This is a genomic window from Rhodococcus sp. OK611 (assembly GCF_003050885.1).
In the GTDB taxonomy this organism is placed as follows: Bacteria; Actinomycetota; Actinomycetes; order Mycobacteriales; family Mycobacteriaceae; genus Rhodococcus_G; species Rhodococcus_G oryzae.
Map to the genome: position 1 here is coordinate 69,543 of NZ_QAOZ01000017.1, position 14,018 is coordinate 83,560.

14 protein-coding genes are annotated in these 14,018 nt (G+C 69.2%); 11 read left to right on the top strand and 3 right to left on the bottom strand.

What is annotated here, in order from left to right:
• Positions 1 to 16 precede the first annotated feature (16 nt).
• The 3 genes from C8K38_RS20970 to C8K38_RS20980 are packed head-to-tail and all read right to left on the bottom strand — an operon-like array spanning position 17 to position 2,361.
• A complete protein-coding gene (locus C8K38_RS20970; protein WP_097213339.1) occupies positions 17 to 1,738 on the bottom strand; it encodes an urease subunit alpha in 1,722 nt (573 codons plus the stop codon).
• Positions 1,738 to 2,049 (bottom strand): urease subunit beta, encoded by a 312-nt coding sequence (locus C8K38_RS20975; protein WP_097213340.1) that lies wholly within the window; start codon positions 2,047 to 2,049, stop codon positions 1,738 to 1,740. Before C8K38_RS20975 ends, C8K38_RS20970 begins: the two co-directional genes overlap by 1 nt.
• A 9-nt stretch (positions 2,050 to 2,058) precedes the next feature.
• Positions 2,059 to 2,361: an urease subunit gamma gene (locus C8K38_RS20980; RefSeq protein ID WP_097213341.1), complete on the bottom strand. Its 303-nt coding sequence runs from the start codon at positions 2,359 to 2,361 to the stop codon at positions 2,059 to 2,061.
• Positions 2,362 to 2,543: 182 nt separating this feature from the next.
• On the opposite strand from C8K38_RS20980, the gene C8K38_RS20985 reads away from it, so the two are divergent.
• The 11 genes from C8K38_RS20985 to nuoK all read left to right on the top strand — a co-directional run bounded on the left by C8K38_RS20985 (position 2,544) and on the right by nuoK (position 14,018).
• On the top strand, positions 2,544 to 2,960 hold the full coding sequence (locus C8K38_RS20985; RefSeq protein WP_097213342.1) for an Rv3143 family two-component system response regulator: 417 nt from the start codon (positions 2,544 to 2,546) through the stop codon (positions 2,958 to 2,960).
• 288 nt (positions 2,961 to 3,248) lie between these two features.
• The gene (locus C8K38_RS20990) at positions 3,249 to 3,620 is read left to right on the top strand and encodes an NADH-quinone oxidoreductase subunit A (protein WP_097213343.1); all 372 of its coding nucleotides are present in this window, start codon (positions 3,249 to 3,251) and stop codon (positions 3,618 to 3,620) included.
• Positions 3,621 to 3,683: 63 nt separating this feature from the next.
• Positions 3,684 to 4,247 carry a NuoB/complex I 20 kDa subunit family protein gene (locus C8K38_RS20995; protein WP_097213344.1) on the top strand — a complete coding sequence of 188 codons (564 nt, stop codon included), beginning with the start codon at positions 3,684 to 3,686 and terminating at the stop codon, positions 4,245 to 4,247.
• Between the two features lie 56 nt (positions 4,248 to 4,303).
• Entirely contained in the window at positions 4,304 to 5,005 is a 702-nt protein-coding gene (locus C8K38_RS21000; protein WP_257017696.1) for an NADH-quinone oxidoreductase subunit C, read from the top strand.
• The gene (nuoD, locus tag C8K38_RS21005; protein WP_097213345.1) at positions 5,005 to 6,336 is read left to right on the top strand and encodes an NADH dehydrogenase (quinone) subunit D; all 1,332 of its coding nucleotides are present in this window, start codon (positions 5,005 to 5,007) and stop codon (positions 6,334 to 6,336) included. The genes C8K38_RS21000 and nuoD overlap by 1 nt, the downstream gene beginning before the upstream one ends.
• On the top strand, positions 6,336 to 8,582 hold the full coding sequence (gene nuoF, locus C8K38_RS21010) for an NADH-quinone oxidoreductase subunit NuoF (protein ID WP_097213346.1): 2,247 nt from the start codon (positions 6,336 to 6,338) through the stop codon (positions 8,580 to 8,582). The genes nuoD and nuoF overlap by 1 nt, the downstream gene beginning before the upstream one ends.
• Positions 8,582 to 11,026, top strand: coding sequence for an NADH-quinone oxidoreductase subunit G (locus C8K38_RS21015; RefSeq protein WP_097213347.1), 2,445 nt, complete (start codon positions 8,582 to 8,584; stop codon positions 11,024 to 11,026). Before nuoF ends, C8K38_RS21015 begins: the two co-directional genes overlap by 1 nt.
• Entirely contained in the window at positions 11,026 to 12,360 is a 1,335-nt protein-coding gene (nuoH, locus tag C8K38_RS21020; protein ID WP_097213348.1) for an NADH-quinone oxidoreductase subunit NuoH, read from the top strand. The genes C8K38_RS21015 and nuoH overlap by 1 nt, the downstream gene beginning before the upstream one ends.
• Positions 12,353 to 12,913: an NADH-quinone oxidoreductase subunit NuoI gene (gene nuoI, locus C8K38_RS21025; RefSeq protein WP_097213349.1), complete on the top strand. Its 561-nt coding sequence runs from the start codon at positions 12,353 to 12,355 to the stop codon at positions 12,911 to 12,913. The genes nuoH and nuoI overlap by 8 nt, the downstream gene beginning before the upstream one ends.
• Positions 12,910 to 13,722 carry an NADH-quinone oxidoreductase subunit J gene (locus tag C8K38_RS21030; protein WP_097213350.1) on the top strand — a complete coding sequence of 271 codons (813 nt, stop codon included), beginning with the start codon at positions 12,910 to 12,912 and terminating at the stop codon, positions 13,720 to 13,722. The genes nuoI and C8K38_RS21030 overlap by 4 nt, the downstream gene beginning before the upstream one ends.
• Positions 13,719 to 14,018, top strand: coding sequence for an NADH-quinone oxidoreductase subunit NuoK (gene nuoK, locus C8K38_RS21035; protein WP_097213351.1), 300 nt, complete (start codon positions 13,719 to 13,721; stop codon positions 14,016 to 14,018). The genes C8K38_RS21030 and nuoK overlap by 4 nt, the downstream gene beginning before the upstream one ends.

Consider the following 14,018-nt stretch of genomic DNA (forward strand, 5'->3'; position numbering starts at 1 on the left):
CGCGTACGCACCGCCATCAGAACAGGAAGTACCGCTGGGCCATCGGCAGTTCGGTGGCGGGCTGCTCGCGCCACACCTGCCCGTCGATCCGCACGGTGAACGTGTCGGGGTCCACCTCGATGTGGGGTCGCGCGTCGTTGAGCGGCATGTCCTCCTTGCCCCGTGCGCGCACATCGAGCACCGGCACCAGCCTGCGGTCCACGTTCAGCCGGTCGGCCAGCCCGTCCTCGATCGCCTGGGGCGCCACGAAGTGCACCGAGGTCGCGGCGGCCACCTTCGGGGCGGCCCCGAACATCGGCCTCGGCAGCACCGGCTGCGGGGTCGGGATCGAGGCGTTGGCATCGCCCATCGCGGCCCAGGCGATGGCGCCGCCCTTGATCACCGCGTGCGGACGGACCCCGAAGAACGCGGGCTCCCAGAGCACCAGGTCAGCGAGCTTGCCCACCTCCACCGACCCGATCTCGGCGTCCAGTCCGTGCGCAACCGCCGGGCAGATCGTGTACTTGGCCACGTAGCGCCTGGCCCGGTTGTTGTCCGCGGCGCCGTCACCGGGCAGGGCCCCGATCCGGCGCTTCATCACGTGCGCCGACTGCCACGTGCGCAGCACCACCTCCCCGATCCGGCCCATCGCCTGCGCGTCGCTGCCGATCATCGAGATGGCGCCCATGTCGTGCAGCAGGTCCTCCGCCGCGATGGTCGACGGCCGGATCCGGCTCTCCGCGAACGCCAGGTCCTCGGGGATGGACGGGTCGAGGTGGTGGCACACCATGAGCATGTCCAGGTGCTCGTCGAGGGTGTTCACCGTGTGCGGGCGGGTCGGGTTCGTCGAGCTGGGCAGCACGTGCCCCTGCGCGGCAACGGTGATGATGTCCGGCGCGTGCCCGCCGCCCGCCCCCTCGGTGTGGTACGCGTGGATCCCGCGGCCCGCGATGGCCGCGAGCGTGTCCTCGACGAAGCCGGCCTCGTTCAGCGTGTCCGAGTGGAGCGCGACCTGGACGGCCGCCGCATCGGCGACGGACAGGCAGGCATCGATCGCCGCCGGGGTCGAGCCCCAGTCCTCGTGCAGCTTGAATCCGGAAGCGCCGCCGCGCAACTGCTCCCACATCGATTCCGCGCTGACGGTGTTGCCCTTACCGAGCAGCGCGATGTTCATCGGCCACCCGTCGAGCGCCTCCAGCATCCGCGACAGGTGCCAGGCGCCCGGCGTCACGGTGGTGGCCTTCGACCCCTCGGCCGGGCCGGTGCCGCCGCCGATCAGGGTGGTGATCCCGCCACCGAGTGCTTCCTCCATGATCTGCGGGCAGATGAAGTGCACGTGGCAGTCGATCGCGCCCGCGGTCAGGATCCGTCCGTTACCCGCGATGATCTCGGTGGACGGTCCGACCACCAGGTCGGGATGCACCCCCGTCATGGTGTCAGGGTTGCCTGCCTTGCCGAGCGCGACGATCCGGCCGTCCCGGATCCCGACGTCCGCCTTGATGATTCCCCAGTGATCGAGGACCACCACCCCGGTGATGACGGTGTCGGGTGCACCTTCGGCGCGGGTCGCACGGCCCTGCCCCATGGATTCGCGGAGCACCTTGCCACCGCCGAAGACGGCTTCCTCGCCCGCCAGCCCCGGGCCGCCGGAGCGGTCCTCGGTGATCTCGATGAACAGGTCGGTGTCGGCCAACCGGATCCGATCGCCGGTGGTGGGTCCGAACAGGGCGGCATAGCGGGGCCTGTTCAACGAGGTCATCAGCGGTCCAGCTTTCCTGGCGCGGTCAGATTCAGGCCGTGCACTTCACGGGTGCCACCGATCGGGACCAGGCTCACACGCTGGCTCAGCCCTGGCTCGAAGCGAACGGCGGTACCCGCGGGGATGTCGAGACGGAGCCCGTGCGCGGTCGCGCGGTCGAACCGCAGCGCCGCGTTCGCTTGCGGGAAGTGCACGTGGCTGCCGACCTGGATCGGCCGGTCGCCGACGTTGAGCACCTCGAGCTCGGTCCGCGGCGCACCGGGATTCAGCTCGATCTCGCCGTCGGCGCAGAGGATTTCACCGGGGATCATCTTCTGCTCCTACACGATCGGATGGTGGACGGTCACGAGCTTGGTGCCGTCCGGGAAGGTGGCCTCGACCTGGACGTCGGCGAGCATCTCGGGCACGCCCTCCATCACGTCCTCGCGGCCGAGAACCTCGCGACCAGACGCCATCAGCTCGGCGACGGTGCGGCCGTCCCGCGCGCCCTCGAGCAGGTGGTCGGTGATGATGGCCACCGCCTCGGGATGGTTGAGGAGCAGACCCCTGCCCCTGCGACGCCTGGCGAGCTCGGCGGCGTAGCTGAGCAGCAGCCGTTCCTGCTCATGGGGTGACAGGCGCATCCGTCCTCCTTGTCATGTGCCGGGCTGGTACCCGGAGGGGCAATGGTGCCACGCGGACCGGGAGCGATCTCATCCTCCCCGGCCGGTTGATACGGCTGTAAGAAGACCGAAACATGCAGGCAACACGCCTCTCTCGACGCAGCGACGGCCCATGGGAGCGGATCGCCAGTAGCATCGAGCCTGTGACCGAGGCGACGGAACGCACCAGCCCGCCAGTCGTGTTGCGCGTGCTCGTGTACAGCGACAACGCGAACACCCGCGCCCAGGTCATCGGTGCGATCGGGACTCGGCCCGACCCGGATCTACCGGAACTGGAGTACGTCGAGGTGGCGACCGGACCCGTCGTGATCGGGCACCTGGACGCGGGCGGCATCGACCTGGCCGTCCTGGACGGAGAGGCGACCCCCGTCGGCGGGATGGGCATCGCCAAGCAACTGAAGGACGAGATCCGCGACTGCCCGCCCATCCTGGTGCTGACCGGCAGGCCCGACGACGCCTGGCTGGCAAACTGGTCGCGGGCCGAGGCCTCGGTGCCGCGGCCGATCGACCCGATCCGCCTCGCCGAGGCCGTCGTCACCCTGCTGCGCGCCGCCGCGTAGCTCCGCGGTTCGCCGCCGGACACGCCCGCGAACCACCGAGCGCGAACTCCCCAGACCGGTAGGGTGAGATGTAGCTCACATCGACCCGAGTCGGGATAGTGCGGCTCGTTCGGCCGGAGTGATCGCGCGGGAAGTGCTTCGGATCTTGGGAGCGTGGTATGGGGCGAGCCTGGCAATTCGGACCGACGAGTCGGTCCGAGATCGACTGCCGCATCGATCCCGCGCGCGTGCTGGAACGACCGTCCGGAACCGGGCGGCCAGGCTCGCACAGAGGGGAGCTCACCCGGCATGAACGTCTACGTGCCGATCCTCGTACTCGGAGCGATCGCAACGGGATTCGCGATCTTCTCGGTGATGGTGGCCTCGATCGTCGGCCCGAAGCGGTACAACCGGGCCAAGCTCGAGGCGTACGAGTGTGGCATCGACCCGATTCAGCAGCCGGCGGGCGGCCAGGCTCCGGGCCAGCGCATCCCGGTGAAGTACTACCTGACGGCGATGCTCTTCATCATCTTCGACATCGAGATCGTCTTCCTCTATCCCTGGGCCGTGCATTTCGACGCACTGGGCATCTTCGGTCTCGGCGCGATGGCCCTGTTCATCTTCAACGTGGCCGTTGCCTACGTGTACGAGTGGCGCAGGGGCGGCCTGAGCTGGGATTGAGCGCCCGTTCGTGTAGTGCCGGAATCGATCTCACACGAAATCCGAACCGAGAAGAGTAGCGAGATGGGTCTCGAGGAGAAACTGCCGAGCGGCTTCCTGCTGAGCACGCTCGAGGGGCTGGCGGGGTTCGCCCGAAAGGGCTCCCTCTGGCCGGCGAGCTTCGGCCTCGCCTGCTGCGCGATCGAGATGATGGCCACCACATCGGGGCGCTACGACCTCGCCCGCTTCGGGATGGAGGCGTTCCGCGCCTCGCCGCGGCAGGCGGATCTGATGATCGTCGCAGGCCGGGTCAGCCAGAAGATGGCCCCGGTCCTCCGCCAGATCTACGACCAGATGGTCGAACCCAAGTGGGTGCTGGCGATGGGGGTGTGCGCGTCCTCGGGCGGCATGTTCAACAACTACGCGATCGTGCAGGGCGTCGATCACGTCGTCCCCGTGGACATCTACCTGCCCGGGTGCCCGCCGCGGCCGGAGATGCTGCTCAACGCGATCATCACGCTGCACGAGAAGATCCAGCAGATGCCGTTGGGCGCCAACCGCGAGGAGGCGGTGCGGGCCGCCGAGCAGGCCGCGCTGGCCTCCACCCCGACGTTCGATCTCGGCACCCCCGGAGGTCTGCTCCGGTGACCAACAAGGAAAACGACCGCGACGAGGAAGCCCGGCGGATCGACGCGGAGGCGACCGTGGGCCCGGAGGGTGCCGTGCCATCGGCGCACCCCGAGGACGAGGAGTTGATCGGCGTGCGCCGGGGCATGTTCGGGGTGCGCGGCACCGGCGACACCTCCGGCTACGGCCGGCTGATCCGCCCGGTCACCGTGCCCGACAGCGCCCCTCGCCCGTACGGCGGCTACTTCGACGAGGTCGCGGACGCCCTCCAGGCGGCGCTCACCGAGGCGGGGACGCCGTTCGAGGAGGCGATCGAGAAGGTCGTCGTCTTCCGGGACGAGCTGACCTTCCACGTCCGGCGGCAGCACCTACCTCTGGTCGCGCGGACCCTGCGCGACGAACCCGATCTCCGATTCGAGCTGTGCCTCGGCGTGAACGGGGCGCACTATCCGCAGGACACCGGCCGGGAACTGCACGCGGTCTACCCACTCCGGTCGATCACCCTCGGCCGCCTCATCCGGCTCGAAGTGTCGGTACCCGACGGCGATCCGCACGTTCCGTCGCTGTACGGGGTGTACCCGACGAACGACTGGCACGAGCGGGAGACCTACGACTTCTTCGGCATCGTGTTCGACGGCCACCCGTCGCTGACCCGGATCGAGATGCCCGACGACTGGCAAGGGCACCCGCAGCGCAAGGACTACCCGCTCGGCGGCATCCCCGTCGAGTACAAGGGCGCGCAGGTGCCACCGCCGGACGAGCGGAGGGCATACAACTGATGAACGAGACCGAACAGAACCTCACTGTCACGGGACAGGACTGGGACGAGGTCGTCTCCTCCACTGCAGGAACATCGACCACTGGTCGCTCCGCAAGCTCCGCTCCTGCCGGCGCCGAGCGCATCGTCGTCAACATGGGCCCGCAGCACCCGTCCACGCACGGGGTCCTCCGCCTCATCCTCGAGATCGAGGGCGAGACGGTCACCGAGGCGCGCTGCGGAATCGGCTACCTGCACACCGGGATCGAGAAGAACCTCGAGTACCGCAACTGGATGCAGGGCGTCACCTTCGTCACGCGGATGGACTACCTGTCACCGTTCTTCAACGAGACCGCGTACTGCCTCGGGGTGGAGAAGCTCCTCGACATCACCGACCAGATCCCGGAGCGGGCCGACGTCATCCGGGTGATGCTCATGGAGCTCAACCGGGTCTCCTCCCATCTGGTGGCGCTGGCCACCGGCGGGATGGAGCTGGGCGCGATCACCCCGATGCTCTTCGGGTTCCGCGAGCGCGAGTTGATCCTCGATGTCTTCGAGGTGATCACCGGCCTGCGGATGAACCACGCATACATCCGTCCCGGCGGCCTCGTCCGGGACCTACCTCCGGGTGCGGACCGGAAGGTTCGCGAACTGCTCGCGATCATGCCGAAACGACTGCGGGACATCGAGTTGCTGCTCAGCGACAACGCGATCTGGAAGGCCCGCACCAAGGGGATCGGCTATCTCGATCTGACCGGCTGCATGGCGCTCGGCATCACCGGTCCGGTGTTGCGGGCCACCGGCCTGCCCCACGACCTGCGCAGGAGCGCGCCCTACTGCGGCTACGAGGACTACGAATTCGACGTCATCACCGACACCGGCAGCGACTGCTACGGGCGCTACCGGATCCGGGTCGACGAGATGGCTGAGTCACTGAAGATCGTCGAACAGTGTCTCGACCGACTGCGGCCCGGCCCCGTCATGGTCGAGGACGAGAAGATCGCCTGGCCTGCCGATCTCGCCCTCGGCAGCGACGGACTCGGGAACTCCCCCGAGCACATCGGCAAGATCATGGGGACCTCCATGGAATCGCTGATCCACCACTTCAAGCTCGTCACCGAGGGGCTCCGGGTACCGCCGGGACAGGTCTACACCGCGGTCGAGTCGCCCCGAGGCGAGCTGGGCGTGCACATGGTCAGCGACGGCGGCACCCGCCCGTTCCGGGTCCACTACCGGGACCCCTCGTTCACCAATCTCCAAGCAGTGGCAGCCATGTGCGAGGGCGGGATGGTGTCCGACGTAATCGCCTCGGTTGCCAGCATCGATCCGGTCATGGGCGGAGCTGATCGCTGATGTTGCAGGGACGAGGCGACGAGCGCGCGACCAACGTGTCCGTGAGCGGGCCACCCGGTGCCACCGGACCGATCTTCCTCGAGCTCGGGCCGCGTCCGGACGAGAAGGGTCAGCTGGTCCGCCCCGGTGCCCGCGCGGACTACCCGCCCGATGTCCACGCCCGGTTGGCGGCGGATGCGGCGGAGATCATCGCGCGCTACGGCGAGACGAGCGCGGTCCCGGAGGCACGCTCGGCGCTGTTGCCACTGCTGCACCTCGTCCAGGCCGAGGACGGCTACCTCACCCCGGCCGGAATCGAGTTCTGCGCAACGCGACTCGGCCTCACCGGGGCCGAGGTCACCGCGGTGGCGACCTTCTACTCGATGTACCGCCGCAATCCGACCGGCGACTTCCACGTCGGGGTCTGCACCAACACGCTCTGCGCGGTGATGGGTGGCGATGCGATCGCCGCCGCGCTGGAGGAGCATCTCGGCGTCGGCAACGGCGACACCACCGCCGACGGCAAGATCACGCTCGAACGCATCGAGTGCAACGCGGCGTGTGACTTTGCCCCTGTCGTGATGGTCAACTGGGAGTTCTTCGACAACCAGACCCCTGACTCGGCCAAGGAGTTGGTCGACGGCCTCGCGGCAGGCGACGAGGTCACCCCGACCAGGGGCGCCCCGCTGTGCACCTTCCGGGAGACCGCCCGGATCCTCGCCGGGTTCCCGGACACCCGGCCAGGCGCGCTCGAGGCGGGCGGCGGCGCGGGTGATCCCACCGTGGTCGGCCTACGAATCGCCCGCGAACTGGGGATGGAGGCGCCCGACGCCGCTCCCCCGCCCGAGCCCGCCGCCTCCCCCGACGAGACGGACCAGCCGCTGGCCGACGCGGCGCCGGAGCCGTCCGCCTCGCCCACCTCGTTGTCCCCTGTCCTCAGCCGGTACTGGGACGACCCCCGATCCTGGACGCTGGAGACCTACCGCAGGCACGACGGCTACCTGGCGCTGGACAAGGCCCTGCGCATGGATCCCGATCAGGTGATCGGGACCGTGAAGGACTCGGGTCTGCGCGGACGCGGGGGTGCCGGATTCCCCACCGGCACCAAATGGGGGTTCATCCCACAGGAGCGGAGCCCGCAGAGCGACCCGAATGCACAAACGAAAGATGCAGACGGCCCCGCAGCCAAGCCGCACTTCCTGGTCGTGAACGCGGACGAGTCCGAGCCCGGCACCTGCAAGGACATGCCGCTCATCCTGGCAACACCGCACGCACTGGTCGAGGGCGTGATCATCGCGGCATACGCCATCCGCTCGAGCCGCGCCTTCATCTACCTGCGGGGTGAGGTCGTGCCGGTGCTGCGCCGTCTGCAGGCCGCGGTTGCCGAGGCCTACGAGGCGGGGTATCTCGGCCGGGACATCCTCGGCTCCGGCTACGACCTGGAGTTGGTGGTGCACGCGGGCGCGGGGGCCTACATCTGCGGCGAGGAGACCGCGCTGCTGGACTCGCTCGAGGGCCGCCGCGGACAACCCCGGCTGCGCCCGCCGTTCCCGGCGGTGGCCGGCCTGTACGCGAGCCCGACCGTGGTCAACAACGTCGAATCGATCGCCAGCGTCCCGCCGATCATCCTGCGCGGGCCGCAGTGGTTCCGCTCCATGGGCAGCATGGAATCGCCCGGCTTCACCCTGTACTCCCTCTCCGGCCATGTTGCCCGACCCGGGCAGTACGAGGCACCGCTGGGCATCACCCTGCGCGAGCTGCTCGAGTACTCGGGCGGCGTGCGGGCCGGTCATTCGCTCAAGTTCTGGACCCCGGGCGGATCGTCGACCCCCCTCTTCACCGCTGATCACCTGGACGTCCCGCTGGACTACGAACACGTCGCCGCGGCCGGCTCGATGCTCGGCACCAAGGCACTGCAGATCTTCGACGAGACCACCTGCGTGGTCCGAGCGGTGCTGCGCTGGACCGAGTTCTACGAGCACGAGTCCTGCGGCAAGTGCACCCCCTGCCGCGAGGGCACCTACTGGCTGGTCCAGATCCTCGAACGACTGGAGGCGGGCGACGGCACCGAAGCGGACCTGGAGAAGCTGCTCGACATCTCCGACAGCATCCTCGGGAAGTCGTTCTGCGCCCTCGGCGACGGCGCGACCAGCCCGATCATCTCCTCCATCAAGCACTTTCGTGACGAGTACCTGGCGCATTTCGAGCTCGGCCGGTGCCCGTTCGATCCGGACCGGTCCACTCTCTATCCGAGAGGACACATCTGATGACGGTGAACACGAACAGCGACGCGGCGGAACTGCCCGTCCCCGAGGAGCTCGTGTCGGCCACCATCGACGGCGTCCCGATCGCAGTTCCCAAGGGAACGCTGGTGATCCGCGCCGCGGAGATGATCGGCATCCAGATCCCCCGGTTCTGCGACCATCCGCTGCTCGACCCGGTCGGCGCCTGCCGCCAGTGCCTGGTCGACGTCGAGGGTCAGCGCAAGCCGCTCGCATCGTGCACCACGACGGTCACGGACGGCATGACGGTCCACACCCAGCTCACCTCGCCCGTCGCGGACAAGGCGCAGCGGGGCGTGATGGAACTGCTGCTGATCAACCATCCGCTGGACTGCCCGGTCTGCGACAAGGGCGGCGAGTGCCCGCTGCAGAACCAGGCGATGTCCAACGGCCGGACCGAATCGCGGTTCGGCGGGGTCAAACGCACCTTCCCCAAACCGATTCCGCTGTCCTCCGAGGTCCTGCTCGACCGGGAGCGGTGCGTGCTGTGCGCCCGGTGCACCCGCTTCTCCCAGCAGATCGCGGGCGACCCGTTCATCGAGTTGTTGGAGCGCGGGGCGCTGCAGCAGGTCGGCATCTACGCCAAGGAACCGTTCGAGTCCTACTTCTCGGGCAACACCGTGCAGATCTGCCCGGTCGGCGCGCTGACCGGTGCCGCCTACCGGTTCCGCGCCCGGCCATTCGACCTGGTGTCCAGCCCGAGCGCCTGTGAACACTGCGCCAGCGGTTGCGACCTCCGCACCGATCACCGCCGCGGCACCGTGTTGCGCCGGATGGCGGGCGACGACCCGGAGGTCAACGAGGAATGGAACTGCGACAAGGGCAGGTGGGCGTTCACCTACGCCACCGCCCCCGACCGCATCACCACACCGATGGTCCGCGCCGACGACGGCACGCTGGTGCCCGCCTCCTGGCCCGAGGCACTGGCAACGGCGGCGCGCGGTTTGAGCTCCGCGGTAAGGGGCAGTGCCGTTTCGAGCGACCTGCAAGCAGTCGCAAGCGGTGCCGGAGTCCTGGTCGGCGGGCGCTCCACCCTGGAGGATGCCTACGCCTACGCGAAGTTCGCGCGGGTGGTGCTCGGCACCAACGACATCGACTTCCGCATCCGGCCGCACTCCGCTGAAGAGGCCGACTTCCTGGCCGCCCGTCATCGGGTCACGGCTACGTACCGCGACCTGGAGAACGCGCCGACCGTACTGCTCGTCGGTTTCGAGCCCGAGGAGGAGTCACCGATCGTCTACCTGCGACTGCGGAAGGCCGCGAGACAGGGCGCGCTCCTAGTGCTGTCGATCGCGCCCTACGCCAGCCGCGGTCTGGCGAAGATGTCGGGCCGGCTGTTGCAGACGGCGCCTGGCGGCGAGGCGGCGGCGCTCGACTCACTGAGGGAGTCGGAGCCGCTGCGGGCGGCGGGCGCCGTGATCATGGTCGGCGAGCGCCTGGCGGCCATCCCTGGTGCGCTGTCCGCCGCGATCCGGCTCGCCGATCGGACAGGGGCCCGCCTGGTGTGGGTACCCCGCCGGGCAGGCGACCGGGGTGCGCTGGAGGCGGGTGCCCTCCCGCAGCTGCTGCCCGGCGGCAGGCCGGTCGCCGATGACGCCGCGCGCAGGCAGGTGGCACAGGCGTGGGGCCTCACGGATCTGCCCGCGCTGCCGGGCCGGGACTCCGCGGACATCCTCGCCGCCGCGCGCGACGGCCGGATCGGGGCGCTGGTGGTCGGCGGGGTCGAGCCGGGCGACATGGCCGACCCGCGGGCCGCCCTGGCCGCCATCGAGGCGGCCGGTTTCGTGGTCAGCCTGGAGTTGCGCCGCAGCGAGGTCACCGAACGCGCCGATGTGGTGTTCCCCGTCGCCCCGGTGACGGAGAAGCCGGGCACCTTCCTCAATTGGGAGGGTCGCCCTCGTGTCTTCGGCGCCGCGCTTCCCGGCGGCGGCGCCATGCCCGACCAGCGGGTGCTGGACGCCATCGCCGACCGGATGGGCACGCCGCTCGGCCTTCCCGACGCCGCGGCCGCGCGCGCCGAACTCGCGCGGCTCGGCCCCTGGGACGGTGTGCCGCCCGCCGCGCCGGACGTTGCACCCGCCGAGCCGACGCGGCCGGGCCCGGGCGAGGCGGTCCTGGCCGGTTGGCGAATGCTGCTGGACTCCGGCCGCATGCAGGACGGGGAGCCGCACCTCGCGGGGACCGCGCGCACACCGGTGCTGCGTCTGTCCGCCGCCACCGCCACCGAGATCGGCTCCGCAGAGGGGGCCCCGGTGACCGTCAGCACCGAGCGGGGATCGATCACCCTGCCGTTGGCCATCACGGACCTGCCGGACCGGGTGGTGTGGCTGCCGCTGAACTCCCCCGGGTCCGCGATGTTCCGTGAGCTCGCCACGCTTCCCGGCGGCCTCGTCCGTATCCATTCCGCCACAACGGGAACGGAGCGGTGATGGCTACGGCGAGTGAGTACACAGATCTGTCGGCATTCGGCCACGATCCGTGGTGGCTCGTCCTCGGCAAGGCCCTGGCGGTCTTCGTCTTCCTCGTCCTGACCCCGCTGCTGGCGATCCTCGTCGAACGCAAGGTGCTGGCCTGGATGCAGATGCGGGTGGGGCCCAACCGGGTCGGTCCGAAGGGGACACTGCAGAGCCTGGCCGACGGCATCAAGCTGGCACTCAAGGAGGGCATCGTCCCGAGCGGTGTGGACAGGCCGGTCTACCTGCTGGCACCGATCATCGCGGTGGTGCCTGCCTTCATGGCGTTCGCCGTGATCCCGTTCGGTCCCGAGGTGTCGATCCTCGGCCACCAGACCCCGCTGCAACTGACCGATCTGCCGGTCGCCGTCCTGTACATCCTCGCGGTCACCTCGGTCGGCGTGTACGGCATCGTGCTCGCCGGGTGGGCGTCGGGCTCGACCTACCCGCTGCTGGGCGGATTGCGCTCGACGGCACAGGTCATCTCGTACGAGGTCGCGATGGGGTTGGCGTTCGCCGCGGTATTCCTGTGGGCGGGCACCATGGCCACCTCGGGCATCGTCGCCGCGCAGGAAGGCACCTGGTACGTCTTCCTGCTCCTGCCCTCGTTCCTCATCTACGCCACCTCGATGGTCGGCGAGACCAACCGCGCGCCGTTCGACCTCCCGGAGGCCGAGGGCGAGCTGGTCGGCGGCTTCCACACCGAGTACTCCTCGCTCCGCTTCGCGATGTTCATGCTCGCCGAGTACATCAACATGGCGACCGTCTCGGCACTCGCCACCACGCTGTTCCTCGGTGGCTGGCACGCCCCGTGGCCACTGAACATGTGGGAGGGCGCGAATTCCGGATGGCTTCCCCTGCTGTGGTTCACGGCCAAGGTCTGGGGCTTCCTGTTCGTCTTCATCTGGTTGCGCGGGACGCTCCCCCGGCTGCGTTACGACCAGTTCATGAACCTCGGCTGGAAGATCCTGATCCCCGCCGCACTGGTCTGGATCCTGGTGGTCGCCGCGATGCGGACCCTGCGGAACGAGGGGTACGGCTCCCTGCAGGTCTTCCTCTTCGGTGCGGGGACGGTCGTCGCATTGGTAGCCCTCGGACTGGTGTGGCGACGGCTCCGGTCCGCACCGAAGCCCGCGGCAGCGCCCGTGCCGCAGGTCACCGGGGGCCCGATCGCCCCCCCGGTCGACGAGCCGTTCGACCCCATGGCGGGCGGTTTCCCTGTTCCGCCGCTACCCGGCCAGATCTTGCCCGCGTTCAGCCGCACCCCGGTATCCACGGGCGCCACCACCAAGGAGGGCGACGATGGTTGAGTTCCTAGGTCCCCTATCGGGATTCGGCGTGACCTTCCGAACGATGTTCGCGAAGCCCAACACCGAGTTCTATCCGGAGGAGAAAACGCCGACCGCCCCCGGCTTCCACGGCAGGCATCAGCTCAACCGCTACCCGGACGGGCTGGAGAAGTGCATCGGGTGTGAGCTGTGCGCCTGGGCCTGCCCCGCCGACGCCATCTATGTCGAGGGCGCCGACAACACCGAGGCCGAACGCTATTCGCCCGGTGAGCGATACGGCCGCGTGTACCAGATCAACTACCTGCGGTGCATCGGATGCGGACTGTGCATCGAGGCGTGCCCGACCCGGGCGCTGACCATGACCGACGACTACGAGATGGTCGACGACAACCGGGCCGGATTGATCTACGAGAAGGATCGCCTCCTGGCGCCGCTCGAGCCGGGCATGACAGAGCCGCCACACCCGATGCAGCCCGGGAGCACGGACAAGGACTACTACCTCGGCACCGTGCGGCCGGACTCGGAGGACCCCACCCAGGAAGAGCCCGCACCGGAAGATGGGTCGCAAGCGTGACCGCGGTCGCCGCCGCGGCGCTACTCGCCGCCGAGCCCCTGGAACGCACGTCCACGGGCGAGGCGGTCCAGTTCTGGGTCCTCGCCGTGGTGGCCGTGATCGGCGCCCTCGGCGTCGTATGCGCCACCAAGGCCGTCTATTCGGCCATCTTCCTCGCGCTGACCATGATCATTCTCGCGGTGTTCTACATCGCCCAGGCCGCGCTCTTCCTCGGCGTCGTGCAGGTCGTCGTCTACACCGGCGCGGTGATGATGCTGTTCCTGTTCGTCCTCATGCTCATCGGCGTCGACTCCTCCGACTCGCTGGTGGAAACGCTTCGCGGCCAGCGGATCGCCGCGATCGTGGCGGGGCTCGGATTCGGGGTGCTGCTGATCGCGGCCATCGGCACCGCGTCCGTCTACGTGGGCGGCGGCGTCGCCGAGCCGGGCGAGCTGCCTGCGGGCAACGTCGAGGCCCTCGCGGAACTCATCTTCATCCGCTACGTGTGGGCGTTCGAGCTGACCGGCGCGCTGCTGATCACCGCGACCATAGGCGCCATGGTGCTCGCACACCGCGAGCGGTTGTGGCCGCGCGCGGACCAGCGGGAGCTCTCGCGCGACCGGGTTCGCCGATGGAGCGAGGGGGCCACGGGCGGCGATCGGGTGACCCCGTTGCCGAGTCCCGGCGTCTACGCCCGCAGCAACGCGGTCGACATGCCCGCACTGCTGCCGGACGGGTCGTACGCCCCGTCGTCGGTCAGCCGCATTCTCCAGCAGCGAGACATCTCGGCATCCGAGTCGGAGACACCAGGAGAGGAGGGCACGCGGTGAACCCCGAGAACTACCTGTACCTGTCCGCCCTGCTGTTCACCATCGGTGCGGCGGGCGTCCTCGTCCGCCGCAACGCCATCGTCGTGTTCATGTGCATCGAGCTGATGCTGAACGCGAGCAATCTGGCGTTCGTGACGTTCGCCCGGATGCACCAGAACCTCGACGGCCAGGTCTTCGCGTTCTTCACCATGGTGGTCGCCGCCGCCGAAGTCGTTGTCGGCCTGGCGATCATCATGACCATCTTCCGCACCCGACGTTCGGCCTCGGTCGACGGCGCGAACCTCCTGAGGTACTGA